Here is a 15,507-nt window from a genome sequence, read left to right on the forward strand (position 1 = left end):
TTGTCATGACTGATGCCAGCCCCTCCACAAGCATCCCCTCCGGGGGTCCGAACCCGGACGTCGACCCCTCCGTCGCCGGCGTCGACGACGTTGCGAAGGCCCTGAACGTCGATCCCGACACCGGCCTGTCGAGCGACGAGGCGGCGCGCCGTCTGGAGAAATTCGGCCCCAACCGTCTCAAGTCCAAGCCGCCGGTGCCCAAATGGAAGAAATTCCTCCTCCAATTCAAGGACCCGCTCGTCTATCTTCTTCTCGCGGCGACGGCCATCTCGCTCGTCGCTTGGTTCGTCGAACGCGCCACGAACCCCGCCGAGGCGGAGGCCGCGCCGTTCGACTGCATCGTCATCGTCGTGATCCTGCTGCTCAACGCCATCCTCGGCTATGTGCAGGAAAACAGGGCTGAGGCGGCCGTCTCGGCCTTGTCCAAGCTTACGGCGCCGCATTCCATGGTGCTGCGCGACGGCAAGGTGGTCGAGGTGGCCACCGATGACGTGGTGCCCGGTGACGTGCTCGTCATCGGCGAAGGCGACACAATCGCCGCCGACGCCCGCCTTATCGCCGCCGCGAGCCTGCGCCTGGGCGAGGCCTCGCTGACCGGCGAATCCGTGCCCGTCGCCAAGCAGACGGCCCCGCTCGACAGCGTCAAGGCGCTCGGCGACCGCACGAATATGGTGTTCAACGGCACTTCCGTGACGCAGGGGACCGGCCGCGCCATCGTCACCAGCACCGGCATGGCCACGCAGATGGGCAAGATCGCCGACATGCTCGACGATACGAAGCAGGAGAAGACGCCGCTCGAGAAGGAAATGGACGGCGTGTCCAAGATGCTCGGCATCGCGGTGTGCGTTATCGCCGTCGTTGTGATCCTCACGCTTGCCATCACCGAGGGCTTCGGCACCCCGCAGGACGCCATCGACTCCCTGCTGCTCGCCGTCTCCCTCGCCGTCGCCGCCGTGCCCGAGGGCCTCGCGGCCATCCTCACCGTGGTGCTTGCGCTCGGCGTGCAGCGCATGGCCAAGCACAACGCCATCGTCAAGCGCCTGAGCTCCGTCGAGACGCTCGGCTCCGCATCCGTCATCTGCTCCGACAAAACCGGTACCCTGACGCGCAACCAGATGACGGTCGAAACCGTCGTCACCGCCACCGGCCACGTGAATCTCACCGGAACCGGCTACGCGCCGGTCGGCCAGGCCTGGGGCCCCGACGGCTCCGAGGTGCGTCACGGCACGCCGGTGGAAAGCGAAGCCATCCTCACCCTCGGCGTCGGCGCCATGGCCAACAACGGCGAGCTGCGCGAACAGCGCGGCGCCGACGGCACGTCGCAGTGGGAATGCATCGGCGACCCCACCGAGGTCTCGGTGATCGTGGCCGCCCGCAAAACCAACGCGCTGCGCCCGTGGCAGGGCTTCGAGCGCGTGGCCGAGATCCCCTTCACCTCCGAACGCAAGAAGCAGACCGTCGTACTCGTCGACAAATCCGCCTCCGGCATGCTCACCGCCGTGGCGAAGGGCGCGCCCGACGTACTGCTCGAACAGTGCACGCGCATCTACGACGGCGGGCAGATCCGCCCCATCACCGACGCCGACCGCGACCGCGTGCAGTCCAAGATCACGCAGCTGTCGTCGAACGCCTACCGCACGCTCGGTATGGCGTACAGGCCGCTCGAGGTGACCTCGCTCGCGCAGGTGCCGGGCATCGAGCTCGACGCCGCCGGGCAGGTGCAGGACGTGGCCGACCAGAGCGACGCCATCGAACGCGACTTCATCTGGGTCGGCATGGTCGGCATCATCGACCCGCCGCGCACCGAGGTGCGCGACTCCGTTGCCCAGGCCCACCGCGCCGGCGTGCGCACGGTGATGATCACCGGCGACCACCCGCTGACCGCGGCCCGCATCGCCAGCGACCTCGGCATCGTTGACGACGAGCACCGCCGCGCCGTGACCGGCGACGAGCTCGACGCCATGGACGACGCGGAATTCGACAAGACCACGCGCGATGTGTCGGTCTACGCCCGCGTGGCGCCGGAGCACAAGCTGCGCATCGTCGACTCGCTGCAGCGCCAAGGCAATATCGTGGCCATGACCGGCGACGGCGTGAACGACGCGCCCGCCGTCAAGGCCGCCGACATCGGCGTGGCCATGGGTATCACCGGCACCGAGGTGACCAAGGAGTCCGCGGCCATGATCCTGGCCGACGACAACTTCTCCACCATCGTGGCCGCCGTGCGCGAGGGTCGCGTGATCTTCGACAACATCCGCAAGTTCCTGCGCTACCTGCTCAGCTCCAACGTGGGCGAGGTGTTCACCGTGTTCTTCGGCGTGCTCCTCACCGGTGTGCTCGGCATCTCCGCGGCCGGTGACTCCGGCGTGACGGTTCCGCTGCTCGCCGTGCAGCTTTTGTGGATCAACCTGCTCACCGATGCCGCGCCGGCGCTCGCGATGGGCGTGGACGGCGAGGTGGACGATGTCATGGCCCGCAAGCCACGCCGCACCACCGACCGCGTGATCAACGGCGCCATGTGGGCCGACATCGTGTTCATCGGCATCATCATGGCCGCCGTGACGCTGATCGGCATGGACATGGCGCTGCCCGGCGGTCTGTTCTCCGACAGGCACGACCTCGGAGGTTCGCACGAGGAGCAGATCGTGCTGGCGCGCACCATGGGCTTCACGATTCTCGTGTTCGCGCAACTGTTCAACGCGCTGGCCTCGCGTTCGGCCACGGCCTCGGCCTTCAAGGGCCTGTTCAGCAACGTCTGGCTGTGGGCCGCCATCGCTCTCTCGACGGCGTTGCAGGTGGTTGTGGTGAATGTTCCGGCGTTGAACGTGGCGTTCGGCACCATGCCGCTCACCGGTCGCCAGTGGCTGGAATGCGTGGGTCTCGCGGCCTGCGTGCTCGTGGCGAGCGAGCTGTACAAGCTCGTGCTGCGCGCCGTGGCCGCTGCCAAGCGCACGTGAGGCGGGACCAGATGAGGCGATGCCCGTGCCTCGCCTACGCCATGCGCGTGGGCGCCGGCACGGGCTCGTCGGTCTGGTCGACGTCGGCGCGGTAGAAGTTGATGTAGCTGCGCGACGGCGTGGGGCCGCGCTGGCCCTGGTAATGCGAGCCGGCCGCGGAGGAGCCGTAGGGGTGCTCCGCCGGGCTCGAGAGCTGGAAGAAGCACATCTGCCCGATTTTCATGCCGGGCCACAGCTTGACGGGCAGCGGGGAGATATTCGACAGCTCCAGCGTGATATGCCCTTGGAAGCCAGGGTCGATGAAGCCGGCCGTGGAATGCGTAAGGATGCCGAGGCGCCCCAGCGAGCTCTTGCCCTCGAGGCGCGCGGCGAGCGTGGGGCCGAGCTTGACGTACTCCCATGTGCTGCCGAGCACGAACTCGCCCGGATGCAGAATCCACGGCTCGCCGGCCGGCACCTCGAACATCTCGGTGAGGTCCTCCTGGTCCTCGGAGGGATCCACGTAGGTGTACTTGCGGTTGTTGAAGATGCGGAAGTATTTGTCGAGGCGCACGTCGATCGACGCCGGCTGGACCATCTTCGGGGTCCAGGGATCGAGCGAGAACTCGCCGTTCTTCTGTGCGGCGAAGATGTCGCGATCGTTGAGCAGCATAACATCCCTTTCGCGCGGGCCGAGCCGGCACAATGCGCTGTGTCGGCTGACAGGCGGCGGACTTGCGGTTTTATGCCTCAAGTCTAGCCCCGGCGCGGGATTGCCGCGATATGGGGCCGCGCAGTGCTTCGGGCGGTCGGTTGCGCCCTACGATTGCGACGGCGGGAGCAGGAACTGGTCGCCGCGCGCGTTCTTCGTCACGGCATCCGGGTCGGCGCCCATCTCACGCAGGCGCTTGTTGCGCTCCTCGATGACACGGCGTGCCAGCTCGATGCGACGTTTGGCGAGCGCGATATGCGCGGGGGACATCGGCGGCAGCGCGGCGCGGCGCGGGTCGCTCGCCAGACGGTGCAGATCGTGTGCGATCAGGCGGGCGCGGGCTTCGCGCTCGGAGTCGCGGCGGGCGTCGTGAGTGGCCTCGGTGCCGTCGGAATCGTGGGCGCGGTCATGCGTGAGATTGATCGTGGTGCCGCGACGCACGTCTTCCGCCTCGGCTTCGCCGGGGCCGGAGGAGAGGTTCTCCGTGACGGTGATGGAATCGTCGGTTTCTGCCGCGGCCGCGGCCTGCGCCGTATCGCCCGTTGTCATGGCGCTCGCCTGCTGCAGCGCCTCGTCCCATTCGCGCCACTTGGCGGAATCATCGTCGGAACTGAAAATCTGCGGGCCGAAGGCCGTCGCGCTCTGCGCCGCCGTCATGCCCTTGCGTGCGCGGCGCTCGAGGTGGTCCTCGTGCGCGAGCAGCCTGGAGTACTCGCGGTGCTCCTGCAGGATCTGCCACGATTTGCGCGGGTTCTGTGCCATTTTGCGCAGCGCCGTCATCGGGTGCGCGTCCGCGATCTTGTACGTCAGTGAGCCCAGCAGCGGCATGAGGAACACGGTCACGGCGCCGGCCGCCACAAGCACGGACGCGGTGCCCTGCGTCATCTGCTCGGAGCTTACGGCGATATTCGTCACGGCCACGATCAGAGGCAGGGCCGTGGTGCAGTACAGCGCCACCGTGATGCGGTGATGCGCGGAAATCGTTTTCGTGGCCGGATCGATGCTCAGGCCCATGAACACCGGGATGGCGCGCACGAGCAGCAGAAGCACGATGAAGGTGACGAGCAGCGCGGGGGCCGCGGCCACGGCGCTGAGGTCGATTTTCACGCCCGACACCACGAAGAACACGGGGATGAAGAAGCCGTAGCCGATGGCGTTGAGCTTGTATTCCAGCGCCTCGTTGCCGTCGGGGATGATGTAGCGCAGGATGAATCCCGCGGCGAACGCACCGAGCACGGCGTCGAGGTCGAAGGCCACCGTGGCGGCGACAAGCGCCACAAGCAGCAGCGCCGTGATGCGCACGCCCGTCTGCGAGCTGCCGCCGGCTTTCTCCTTGAGGAACCGGAACAGGGCGGAGCCAGCCTTTTGGGCGCGTTTCGGAATCACCGCCAGCACGATGCACAGCGCCAGGAAAATGCCGAGGATGAGAATCGTCTGCCATTTGGCGCGTGTCGACAGCAGCAGCGCCATCGCGAGAATCGGCAGCAGCTCGCCCCATGTGCCATAGGCGAGGATTGCGTCGCCGACCTCGGTGCCGGTCAGTCCGCGCTCCGACAGGATCGGGATCAGCGTGCCGAGCGCCGTGGTGCACAGCGCGATGGCGACGGCCATGGAGTTCAGGCCGTCCGTCGCGAACAGGGGCACCGTGAACACGAGCGCGATGGAGATGGCGAAGGTGGCGATCCATGTGATCATGCCGGAGCGGCCGACGTGGCCGCCGAGGATCTGCGGGTTGATTTCGTAGCCGGCGAGTAGGAACAGGAAGGCGAGGCCGAGCTGCGAGAGCATTTCGATGGAGTCCGACACCACGATGACGCCGACGCCGTATTGGCCGAGCAGCGCGCCGCCGAGCAGGAGCAGCACGACCTCGGGAACGATATTGCCCGGTATGAGGCGTGCGATGATCGGCGCCGCCGTTGCCAGCAGCAGGATGATCGTCAGGGATATGAGGTCGGTGGCCATGAGTGTGCTTTCGGTGTGCGCTATGCGACGACTTGTGAGCGATCATGAACGGTTATTTTGGGTTATCTGAGCGAATTGTGTTCTATGTCGTTCGGTTGTTGTGCATAGCTGTTCGATTGTGCGGGGAGGCGGATGAATCGTGGACCGGAGCAGAGCGCGCAAGCCATTCCCCTTCCCGCCTCCATTGTGCCACGGCCGATGTGACGGGGCATGTGCTCGGCTATGCGCGAACGCGCGGCGGCAGGCGGAGCGCGGCGCTCTGGTGGTGCGTTCGGCGGCGCTTCCTAGAATGGAGGCATGAACGATGCTGCGAGCAACGAATACGATGATTCCGCCGAGGGCGCCGGCAACACGGGCACGGGCGCGGGCAACGCCGGCGCCTCGGGTCTGATCGGGCGCGAATCGTCGGTGATTCCGGGGCGCTTCGGCGACCCCATGACCGTGACGCATGCCGAATGGTCGCAGGACCGCGGACAGCGCAACCCCGGCCGGCCGCTGTTCCTGCTTATCCACGGCTGGGGCTCCACGGCCGCCGACATGATGGAGTTCTTCTCCGCCTATGTGTCTCCGTTCTCCGATTGCGTGGCGCTGCAGTCGCCGCTGACCATGCCCGATTACCCGGCGGCCGCCACGTGGTTCCACGATTGCGTTCCCGCCGGCGAGGACCTCGACCGCGATGCCTTTGCGGCCGCCACAGGCATCGACGCCTGGGTGCATGAGCATGTGCCCGACGACCGCGCCGTCATCCCGCTCGGATTCTCGCAGGGCGGCCTGCTCGCCGTGCATCTGCTGCGCGTCGATCCGACGCGCTACGCGGCCGCCGTCACGCTGTCGGGATTCCTCGCGCCCGGAATCGTGCCCGGCACCGCGCCGCACGACGATGAGCTCGCCGAGCTCGACACCAGCGTGTTCTACGGCGTGGGCGGGCGCGACACATGCATTCCGCGCTACGAGGCCAAGGCCTTCGAGGCGTGGCTCGAGGAGCACACGTATCTCAAGCTGTGCGAGTATCCGAATATGGACCACTCGATCTGCCTCGACGAGGTCGACGACCTACGCACCTGGCTTGTCTCGATCGGCGCCTCCAGCGGGCTTATGTGACGGCTACTCGAGATCGTCGAGCGCCTGCTCGACATCCGGATCGATGGTGACGTCGTCGCCGTCGGAGCCGCCATCGTCGCCATTGCCGTCAGCGTCGGCGTCATCGGCGCCATCGTCGCCTCGCTTGGCGCGCGCCTTCGCCTCCTTCTGCTCGCGGCGCTGCTCGCGCTTGAGCTGCTTCTCCTCTTCGCGCGCCTCGCGCTCCTGCCGCGCCTTCGCCTCCTTGCCCTCGAAGTACAGCTGCGGCTTCGCGTCGATGCCGCGCATGCCGTACCAGGCCATGTTCACGATATACGACGCCAGCTCCTCCTTGCTGATGCGCGGATTATCCGCCCACAGCTCGGCGCTGAACACCGTCAGGCCCACGATCATATTCGCGTAATACGGCGCGCCTTTCGTCGGCAGCTTGGCGCGTTTGAAGCTTTCGTCGAGCATCTTCTCCACATGTACGCTCACCGTGGTCAGCAGCGTGTTCAGCGACCCGTTGGGGTTCGTGGTCGGCGAATCGCGCAGGAGCACGTGGAATCCCTCGTTGTGCTCCTCCACGTAGGTGAGGAAGGTGAGCACGCCGAGCTCCATGGTGTGGCGCTCGCTGAGCGGCGGATGCGCGAAGAAATCCTCCAGCGCGTCCGACATGGTTTTCAGCTCGCGGTCCACCACCACGGCGTACAGGCCTTCCTTGCCGCCGAAATGCTCATAGATAATCGGTTTGCTCACCTTGGCCGCGGCCGCGATCTCCTCGACGCTCAGTGTTTCCATGTCGCGTTCGGCGAACAGTTTGCGACCGACGCGGATCAGCTGCTCGCGGCGCTCGAACGCCGTCATCCTCGATGTTCCCATATCGCCCAGTCTAGCGGCGGTCCGGTGCGGCGGCGGGGAGCGGCGGGGCGTTGGCGGGGTGCTGGCGGGGTGGCGGAGGGCGTCGGAAACGTGGAGTTCGTGGAGGGGATGCGGTCGCGGGGCTGCGTTTTTCCAGTACTTCGGGCAAACTGGGACGTATGGTATTGGTCCTTGTTATCTGGGGAATGGTTGTTCTCCTCGTCGCCGTCATCGTCCTCCTCGTTGCGCACGCGCAATCGGTGAAGGAGGACAATCCGCGCCGCAAGAAGCGCGACGATTCCTCGAACCCGTCGCGGGCGCCGCGTGTGGCGGGCGCCAACATCTCGTTTGCGCCGACCGGCGTGGGCGAGGACGAAGAGGTGAAAAGCCCCGACAACCGCGTATACGTGGGCAATTCCTCGTCCGTGGTGGAGGTGCATAACTTCCGCAACGGCACCAAGGAGAAGGCGCGGTCGTCGCGCAGCCACAGGGGCTGAATCCCGCCGGGCGCGGTAACGCCAGGTAGACAAACATCAGGTAGAAAGAGAGAAGCATGGATACATCGACAATCGTCGGTATCGTGATCGCGGCCGTCGTCGTGATCGCGGCCATTGTGATCGCCGTCGTGGCCGGCAGGCGTCGCGCCGCGAAGAAGGCGCAGGAGGCCGCCGCGGCAGCCGCGCAGAAGCGCGCATCCGTCGAGGGCGCGTCGGGGACGTCGAAGGCCGACCGGTCGGCGAAGGCCACGAAGGGCGCGGCCGCGCAGGCGTCGGCGCAGAAGGTGAAGAAGCCCGCCGCCGCGAAGGAAAGCGCTGAGAAGGAAAGCGCTGAGAAGGCAAGCGCTGACAACACGATTTCCGAATCGTCTGGTACCTCCGAAACCGAGGTCGAGACCGCCGAGGTAGCCGAGGCCGCCACCTCCGAAACCCCCGAGACCGAAGCCGCCGAGACCGAGGCCTCCGGCCCCGCCTCTGAGGCCGCCGCCGCTCCCGCCCCCGCCGAAAAGCCGGAGGGCAAGCAGTCACGACTCACCCGCCTGCGCGCGCGGCTGTCGAAAAGCGCGAACCCGTTCGGCAAGGCGCTTTTCGCAATCCTGACCAAAGACAACCTCTCCGAAACCGACTGGGAAGACATCGAGGACACGCTGATCCTCGCCGACGTGGGCACCGACGCGTCCGAGCAGATCGTGGACGAGCTGCGCGCCGACGCCCGCGTGAACAGCAGCAAGACGCCCGCCGAGGTGCGCGCGACGCTGCGCCGCATGCTGCTCGAGCAGGTCGGCGAGGACACCGACCGCAGCCTCGCCGCCGAGCGCGACGACGCGCGCCATCCGTCCGTCATCATCATGGTGGGCGTGAACGGCACGGGCAAAACCACCACCGCCGGCAAGCTCGCGCGCCTGTTCGTGGCCGAGGGCAAGTCCGTGGTGCTCGGCGCCGCCGACACCTTCCGCGCGGCCGCCGCCGACCAGCTCGAGACGTGGGGCAGCCACGTGGGCGTGCCGGTCGTGCGCGCCGACCACGATGGCGCCGATCCCGCGTCGGTTGCGTTCGACGCGGCGCAGAAGGCCATCGACGCCGATGCCGACGTGCTCATCATCGACACCGCGGGCCGTCTGCAGAACAAGGCGAATCTCATGGACGAGCTGGGCAAGATCCGCCGCGTGGTCGAGAAGAAGCTGCCGGTGGACGAGGTGCTGCTCGTGCTCGACGCCACCACCGGCCAGAACGGCATGGTGCAGGCGAAGGTGTTCTCCGAGGCGATCGGCGTCACGGGCGTGGCGCTGACGAAGCTCGACGGCTCCGCGAAGGGCGGCATCGTCATCTCCGTGCAGAAGGAGCTCGGCGTGCCGGTGAAGCTCGTGGGCCTGGGCGAGGGGCCGGACGACCTCGCGCCGTTCGATCCCGCCGGCTTCGTCGACGGCATCCTCGGCGACTGAGCCGCCGGGGTGTTTCCGTAACAGTGTGATGGCTTGCGGACATTTTCGGACGATTTTGGGGCTCTGGAGCCCGATTTTGGTCCGTAAGCCATCACATTGTTATGAATGGTTATGAATGGTTATGAATGGGGCACGGCCCGTGGGGTGGGGGCGTGATGCGGGGGAGCGGCGCCTGTATTACGGTGCCCGAAACGGGGAATCGTTTATGGTAACGGGTCCTTAACGTGGGCGTAACACGGTGCACTCGAAGCGGAAACGGAAGGTGCTGATTATTGGACTGTTTCTGCAATCGGTTCGGTTAGAGGGAAGGAGCTCTAATGGATTCTGGAAATGCCGCGTGGATGCTTATATCCGCCAGCCTGGTTTTCCTGATGACGCCGGGCGTCGCATTTTTCTACGGAGGCATGGTCCGCGCCAAGGCGGTGCTGAACATGCTTATGCTGTCCACGGCTGCGCTGGTGGTAACCGGCGTCGTGTGGACTTTCTGGGGCTGGTCCATTGCCTACGCGGGCAATGACATCGGCGGAATCTTCGGCGATCCGGGCACGGGTTTCCTGCTTCACGATGTGATCCAGGTCAACGATGACGGCGTCTACACGTCCATCGACACGAACGCCACCACATACCCGCATATCATCGACGTCGCCTTCCAGGTGACCTTCGCCATGATCACCGTCGCCCTCATCACGGGCGCCATCGCCGAGCGCGTCAAGTTCAGCACGTGGATGCTTTTCGTGGCCCTCTGGATCACCTTCGACTACGCCCCGATGGCGCATATGGTCTGGAACGGCGGCCTGCTTTCCCCCGACGGCGCCATCTCCCAGTGGATCGGCGCGGCCGCGCATGACTTCGCAGGCGGCACCGTCGTTCATATCAACGCCGCAACGGCGGCCCTCGTGACCGTTCTCATCATCGGCAAGCGCAAGGGCTTCGGCAAGGAGCCGATCAAGCCCCACAACGTCCCGTTCGTCATGCTCGGCGCCTTCCTCCTCTGGTTCGGCTGGTTCGGCTTCAACGCCGGCTCCGCTTTCGCCGCGAACGGCACCGCCGGCTACGCGTGGGTCTCCACCACCGCCGCCACCTCCGCCGCAACCCTGGGCTGGCTCTTCACGGAGCGCATCCGCACCGGCCACTTCACGGCCATCGGCGCCGCCTCGGGCATGGTCGCCGGCCTCGTGTGCATCACGCCGGCCGCCGATGTGGTCTCCCCGCTCGCCGCCATGATCATGGGCGTCATCGCGGGTATCGCCACCTGCTGCGCCTGCTCCCTCAAGTTCAAGCTCGGCTACGATGATTCGCTCGACGTGGTGGGCGTCCACGGCGTCGGCGGCTTCCTCGGCACCGTGATGCTCGGCTTCTTCATGGCCAACACCGGCCTGTTCGAGGGCGGCGACTGGCGTCAGCTCGCGGTCCAGCTCGTCGTGGCGCTCCTCGCCATCGTGTACTCCGCCGTCATCACCGGCATCATCGCCTTCGCCCTCGAGAAGACCATGGGCTGGCGTGTCTCCGAGCGCGACGAGGTCATGGGCATCGATATGGCGGATCAGGGCGAACGTGCTTACGATTTCGCTGGAATGTCCACTGCAATCCTCAAGGAGGTGAAGTGAGATGAAGCTGATCACCGCAATCATTCAGCCCATCAAGCTCGATGACGTGAAGGCCGCCCTCGCTGCGGTCGGCGTGCACGGCATCACGGTGTCGGAGGCGAACGGCTACGGCCGCCAGCACGGCCACACCGAGGTGTACCGCGGCGCCGAGTACACGGTTGACCTCATCCCGAAGATCCGCATCGAGGTTCTTGCCGACGATGCCGATGCCTCGACCCTGGTCGATGTCATCGTCAAGGCGGCGCAGACCGGGACCATCGGCGATGGCAAGGTGTGGGTCGCCCCGCTTGACTCCGTCACGCGAGTCCGTACCGGCGAAACCGGTTCGGCCGCCATCTGACGGTTCTGAGACGTGGCGGGCAAGGCGTTGATTTCCTCCTTCGCTCATGCTTTGCCCGTCGCCGGCGCCGTTCCTTTCGTCCGGCACCGTTACACAGGAGCTCCCGTGAGCGCAACACGGGGGCTCCTTCGTTTATTCGCGTATATTTTCTGTAACCGTTTCGGAAATACGATTTCTTGACGATTTTCGGTACGATTTTCGTGGCGGCATCGCCGGTTTCGGCGCGACGCTGGTTTCGGCGCCGGCGCAACCGTCGGGAAAATCGTTGGGAAAATCGTCGACTACCGAAAGCCTCACCGAAGCGGGGATTGCGAGGAAAGATGGCAAGCGTTGCGGACACTGTGAAGACTTCGATGATGGCGATCGGCCGCCCCGACGCCGACGGCGTGTACCGGAACGGCAAGGACAAGCGCGAACAGCGCACGCAGCTCGTGGTGGGCGTGCTACGCAAGCTCTGGGACGACGCGGTGCACGGCATGGATGTGCCGCGCGGCATCGGGCTCGCGGCGGTCGGATCGCTGGCCCGGCACCAGCTCGGCCCGTGCTCCGACCTCGACCTCGTGATCATCTACGACCCGCATGAGGTGGACGAAAGCGACGTGAGCACCATCGCCGACCGCATCTGGTACCCGCTGTGGGACGCGGGAATCGACCTCGACCACTCCGTGCGCACGCGCCAGCAGTGCGAGTCCGTCACCGACTCTGACCTGCCCGCCGCCATGGGCTGGCTCGACGTCATGCCGATCGCCGGCGATGCGCAGGTGGTGGGGGAGACCGCCGAATCCATTCTGCAACGGTGGCGCAAGGCCGCGCGCAAGCGCCTGTCGGAGCTCGAGGCGTCGGCGGAGGAGCGATCCGAGAGATTCGGCAACCTCGCCTACCTCAACCAGCCCGACGTCAAGGAGGCGCGCGGCGGGCTGCGAGACGCCATCCTCGTATCGGCGCTGGTGGCATCGTGGCTCGCCGACAGGCCGCACGGCGAGGGCTACGAGGACTGCGTGGAGAAGCTGCTCGACGTGCGCGACTGCATCCAGATGTCCTCGAAGCATGACACGAACCTGCTGCTTCCCGATTTCCAGCCGCAGGTCGCCGCCATGATCGGCCTGGCCGACCCCACGCTCGAGCCCGCGGAGCGCGAGGCGCAGAGCATCGAGGTGCTGCAGACCAAGCTCGCGCATCTGGGCCGCCACATCGCCTTCGCGCTGGACTCCACGATGTCCCACGCGCGGCACACCGTCACGCATACGCATAAGCGCTTCGCCTTTTTCCAGGGCAAGCGCGAGAAGCCAAAGTTCAACATCCTGCTGCCCGGAACCGCTGAGCTCGAGGGCGAGGTGGTTCTTGCGCCCGGCGTGGAGCCGGCATCGTCGAGGAACCTCGAGCTGCGCGTGGCCGTGGCGGCCGCCGACAACGGGCTGCAGATCGGGCCGTCCACGCTGCTTCAGCTCGAGCAGTGCCCCATTTCGGCGCGCGACTGGGACGACGAGGCGCGCGGCCTGTTCCTGCGCCTGCTCGGCAGCGGCGCCAAGCTCCCCGATCTCTGGGAAAGCCTCGACTACGTGGGCGTGCCGGGCAAGTGGATGCCCGAATGGCTCGGCGTGCGCAACCGTCCGAGCGTGTCGGCCGTGCATCGCTACACCATCGACAGGCATATGGTGGAGACCGCCTCCAGGCTTTCCGGCGAGTCGCCCCAGGGTGCGGAGTACGACGAGGCGCAGCATGCCGCGCTGCTGCTCGCCGGCATCCTCCACGACATCGGCAAGCGACCGGGCGTGACCGACCATGCGGCCGAGGGCGAGCGGCAGGCGGCCATGGTGCTCGAGCGCATGGGATACCCCGAGGATGTGCGGCGCATGGCGCTTGTGCTGATTCGCGAGCATCTGACGCTGTCGACGGCCGCGATGAAGCAGAGCCCCGACGATGCCGAGGCGTGCGAGCGGATCGCCGCCGCGGTGGGGCATGACGCCGTGCTGCTCGATATGCTGTTCGACCTCACGCGCGCGGATTCCTCTTCGCTCGGCGCGACCAGCGGCGAGCTTCTGGGCAAGCAGAACGGTTGGAGCGCCTGGCGCGCCGCCCTCGTCGGCGGGATGTACCGCGCCGTGCGCGCGCTGTGCCGGTGAGTGTGTGCGGTGGTGGGTGGTGTTGGCGTTGGGCGAGGCGGGGGTCGGGGCCGTTCAGTGTGAGTGTTCGTGTGCGGTGAACGGCCTTGACCCTTGGTTTGGCGGGTGTTGGTGGGGGTCGGAGGCGTTGAGTGCGAGTGTTCGTTCGCACTGAAGGTGGTTGGCCCCTGGTTTGGTGCGTTTTTCGGGGGTCGGGGCCGTTGAGTGTGAGTGATCGCTCACCATGAAGGCAGTTTTTCGTGTGGGCCGAGCGGTAGTTGGTTGTTTTGGCTGTTCGTGGTGAGGATTGTTCGCCGTGAGGGTGGTTTTGGGTTGGAGGAGGCGGGTTGGTGATCGGTTTGGCTGTTCGTGGTGAGGATTCTTCGCCATGAAGGGAAACGATGACGATGATGAGCGGGGGAATCGTGGATCGGAAGCGGTGGAAGGGGCAAGGGGCGGGGGATTGTGCGACGGCGGGGCAAATCGTGTTCCAAAAGGAACATGGCGTGTGCGCAACTGTATGAGAATTGCGCGGGGTTGTTCTTTATGAACGGCGGGTTAACGGGGTGAATGTGCGGTTGATTGTGCACTTCGGCGGTATGGATCGCGTAGCACGATTTTGGGGCGGTGGATACGCGGGCGGCGGTTGTGCTCCAGTACTCCACAGGTTATCCACCGAATTGTTCACATGCTGTGGATAGTTTCGCGGGATTATCCACACAATGTGGGTAAAAATGTGGATAACTCAGATGTTTGTCCACCGAGTTATCCCTCGGTCGTCCGCGCGTGTCGCCCGTTTTTCCTCGAAAATCCGTTCGAGAACAGCGATGTTCGTGGCGGCGCGCACAAACGAACAGCACCGCACTGAAATGTGGATAATGCACACATCGATGTGGAAAACACGATTCGGGCCGGGCGGATCCGCTCGCGGGGGGGCGGAGTGGAGAGCGGGGCCTGTTTTTGTGGGGGTCGTCGGCAACCGACACGACGAATGCGGTGCCGCCTCATGGTGAATCGCGTGGTGTGAATTAGACGGGCCGGTGTGTTGATCTGGCAGATGGGTGTGGGCGTTTTGATGGTGCAACGTTCGGCTGCTTCTATGCGACACGCCGATGGGTTGTGTTCTTTCGGGGAGGGAGGGTCTCTAGGAGGGAGGGTCTCTAGATGTTGTGTTTGGTTGGTTTTCGGCCGTTGGTCGCGTGGGGCCTGTTTTCCGACTTGCTTTGGGGTCTGTCGTGTTTTTGAAACACTAGATGTGTTGTTTGTCGTCTTGCGCGTGTCGGTTGACGTGCCGTGTATGTGTCGCCTTGGGGCTAGAATGGCGGCTGTCGAACGAGTGTTCGCGATAGGTGAATTTTCCGGCCGGAGCCGGGGTTAGGAGTGATCGGTGGAGATGCCGGATGACGTGGATGGGGTGCTGCGCGGGGAGCCGACGATGACCGACGTGGCGTGCGCGGCGGACATGCTAGGCGTTCCCGCGAGCGTGCTTTTCGGCTTCGTCTATCACCTTCGCGGGGGCGACGCCTAGGTAGTCGCACATGTCGGCGAAGACCGTCAGCGGGATGGGGCGCGCCCCGCTGAGATAGCGGCTGACCGAGACCCGGTGCACGCCGATGGCGTCGGCGATGTCGTCATCGCTGGCCTTCCTGCGCCCCTTCTGCGCCCTGAGCTCCGCGGCCAGGGCCGCGGCGAATCGTTCTCCGTATGTGGACATGCCTGCCAGCGTAGGCCGAACGGTGGATAAAATAACCAAGAGTTGACAAACTGAAACCGAATGGTTACAATATGGGGGTGTCGGGATGGACTGGCCATCCCATCGTCACGCCGGCGCGGCCGGCGGAAAGGAGTATCGCGATGACGGACCAGATGGTCCTCGCGACCCAGAAATGGCTGAACAAGACATACGTGGGCAGGAACGGCTACAACGTCGTGCAGGAGAACGGCAGGACCGGGTGGGAGGTCGTCCACGGCCTTCTGAGGGCGCTGCAG

General features: G+C 65.6%; 11 protein-coding genes. 7 read left to right on the top strand and 4 right to left on the bottom strand.

The genetic code is table 11. From position 1 onward, the window contains the following. Nucleotides 1-5 precede the first annotated feature (5 nt). Complete coding sequence (locus PSRA_RS07275; protein ID WP_094661238.1) at nucleotides 6-2,957, top strand: cation-translocating P-type ATPase; 2,952 nt, start codon at nucleotides 6-8, stop codon at nucleotides 2,955-2,957. A gap of 34 nt (nucleotides 2,958-2,991) precedes the next feature. Here PSRA_RS07275 and dcd read toward each other — a convergent pair whose 3' ends face one another. Then, nucleotides 2,992-3,609: a dCTP deaminase gene (gene dcd, locus PSRA_RS07280; RefSeq protein ID WP_094661239.1), complete on the bottom strand. Its 618-nt coding sequence runs from the start codon at nucleotides 3,607-3,609 to the stop codon at nucleotides 2,992-2,994. A gap of 147 nt (nucleotides 3,610-3,756) precedes the next feature. Next, a complete protein-coding gene (locus PSRA_RS07285) occupies nucleotides 3,757-5,610 on the bottom strand; it encodes a cation:proton antiporter (protein ID WP_094661240.1) in 1,854 nt (617 codons plus the stop codon). 297 nt (nucleotides 5,611-5,907) lie between these two features. Between PSRA_RS07285 and PSRA_RS07290 the strand changes: the two genes are divergently transcribed. Continuing rightward, a complete protein-coding gene (locus tag PSRA_RS07290) occupies nucleotides 5,908-6,711 on the top strand; it encodes an alpha/beta hydrolase (RefSeq protein WP_094661241.1) in 804 nt (267 codons plus the stop codon). A 3-nt stretch (nucleotides 6,712-6,714) separates the two neighbouring features. Here the strand turns inward: PSRA_RS07290 and PSRA_RS07295 are convergent, their stop codons facing one another. Further along, complete coding sequence (locus tag PSRA_RS07295; RefSeq protein ID WP_245834944.1) at nucleotides 6,715-7,551, bottom strand: TetR/AcrR family transcriptional regulator; 837 nt, start codon at nucleotides 7,549-7,551, stop codon at nucleotides 6,715-6,717. A 158-nt stretch (nucleotides 7,552-7,709) separates the two neighbouring features. Between PSRA_RS07295 and PSRA_RS07300 the strand changes: the two genes are divergently transcribed. The 5 genes from PSRA_RS07300 (at nucleotide 7,710) to PSRA_RS07320 (ending at nucleotide 13,539) form a co-directional block, all read left to right on the top strand. Continuing rightward, nucleotides 7,710-8,027, top strand: a complete 318-nt coding sequence (locus PSRA_RS07300) for a hypothetical protein (RefSeq protein ID WP_143516408.1) — start codon at nucleotides 7,710-7,712, stop codon at nucleotides 8,025-8,027. A 56-nt stretch (nucleotides 8,028-8,083) separates the two neighbouring features. Next, nucleotides 8,084-9,469, top strand: a complete 1,386-nt coding sequence (gene ftsY, locus PSRA_RS07305) for a signal recognition particle-docking protein FtsY (protein ID WP_094661244.1) — start codon at nucleotides 8,084-8,086, stop codon at nucleotides 9,467-9,469. A 317-nt stretch (nucleotides 9,470-9,786) separates the two neighbouring features. Continuing rightward, nucleotides 9,787-11,076, top strand: coding sequence for an ammonium transporter (locus PSRA_RS07310; protein ID WP_094661245.1), 1,290 nt, complete (start codon nucleotides 9,787-9,789; stop codon nucleotides 11,074-11,076). 1 nt (nucleotide 11,077) lies between these two features. Then, nucleotides 11,078-11,416: a P-II family nitrogen regulator gene (locus PSRA_RS07315; protein WP_094661246.1), complete on the top strand. Its 339-nt coding sequence runs from the start codon at nucleotides 11,078-11,080 to the stop codon at nucleotides 11,414-11,416. Between the two features lie 320 nt (nucleotides 11,417-11,736). Beyond that, complete coding sequence (locus PSRA_RS07320) at nucleotides 11,737-13,539, top strand: [protein-PII] uridylyltransferase family protein (protein WP_094661247.1); 1,803 nt, start codon at nucleotides 11,737-11,739, stop codon at nucleotides 13,537-13,539. A gap of 1,444 nt (nucleotides 13,540-14,983) precedes the next feature. Here the strand turns inward: PSRA_RS07320 and PSRA_RS07325 are convergent. Next, entirely contained in the window at nucleotides 14,984-15,232 is a 249-nt protein-coding gene (locus PSRA_RS07325) for a helix-turn-helix domain-containing protein (RefSeq protein ID WP_094661248.1), read from the bottom strand. Between the last annotated feature and the right edge of the window lie 275 nt (nucleotides 15,233-15,507).

It is taken from the genome of Pseudoscardovia radai (genome assembly GCF_002259605.1).
Taxonomy (GTDB): Bacteria; Actinomycetota; Actinomycetes; order Actinomycetales; family Bifidobacteriaceae; genus Pseudoscardovia; species Pseudoscardovia radai.

What these genes read in the sequence shown, in the direction of transcription:
- PSRA_RS07325 (WP_094661248.1), bottom strand. Translation starts at nt 15,232, where the DNA reads ATGTCCACATACGGAGAACGATTCGCCGCGGCCCTGGCCGCGGAGCTC.
- PSRA_RS07290 (WP_094661241.1), top strand. Translation starts at nt 5,908, where the DNA reads ATGAACGATGCTGCGAGCAACGAATACGATGATTCCGCCGAGGGCGCC.
- PSRA_RS07320 (WP_094661247.1), top strand. Translation starts at nt 11,737, where the DNA reads ATGGCAAGCGTTGCGGACACTGTGAAGACTTCGATGATGGCGATCGGC.
- PSRA_RS07295 (WP_245834944.1), bottom strand. Translation starts at nt 7,551, where the DNA reads ATGGGAACATCGAGGATGACGGCGTTCGAGCGCCGCGAGCAGCTGATC.
- ftsY (WP_094661244.1), top strand. Translation starts at nt 8,084, where the DNA reads ATGGATACATCGACAATCGTCGGTATCGTGATCGCGGCCGTCGTCGTG.
- PSRA_RS07285 (WP_094661240.1), bottom strand. Translation starts at nt 5,610, where the DNA reads ATGGCCACCGACCTCATATCCCTGACGATCATCCTGCTGCTGGCAACG.
- dcd (WP_094661239.1), bottom strand. Translation starts at nt 3,609, where the DNA reads ATGCTGCTCAACGATCGCGACATCTTCGCCGCACAGAAGAACGGCGAG.
- PSRA_RS07310 (WP_094661245.1), top strand. Translation starts at nt 9,787, where the DNA reads ATGGATTCTGGAAATGCCGCGTGGATGCTTATATCCGCCAGCCTGGTT.
- PSRA_RS07300 (WP_143516408.1), top strand. Translation starts at nt 7,710, where the DNA reads ATGGTATTGGTCCTTGTTATCTGGGGAATGGTTGTTCTCCTCGTCGCC.
- PSRA_RS07315 (WP_094661246.1), top strand. Translation starts at nt 11,078, where the DNA reads ATGAAGCTGATCACCGCAATCATTCAGCCCATCAAGCTCGATGACGTG.
- PSRA_RS07275 (WP_094661238.1), top strand. Translation starts at nt 6, where the DNA reads ATGACTGATGCCAGCCCCTCCACAAGCATCCCCTCCGGGGGTCCGAAC.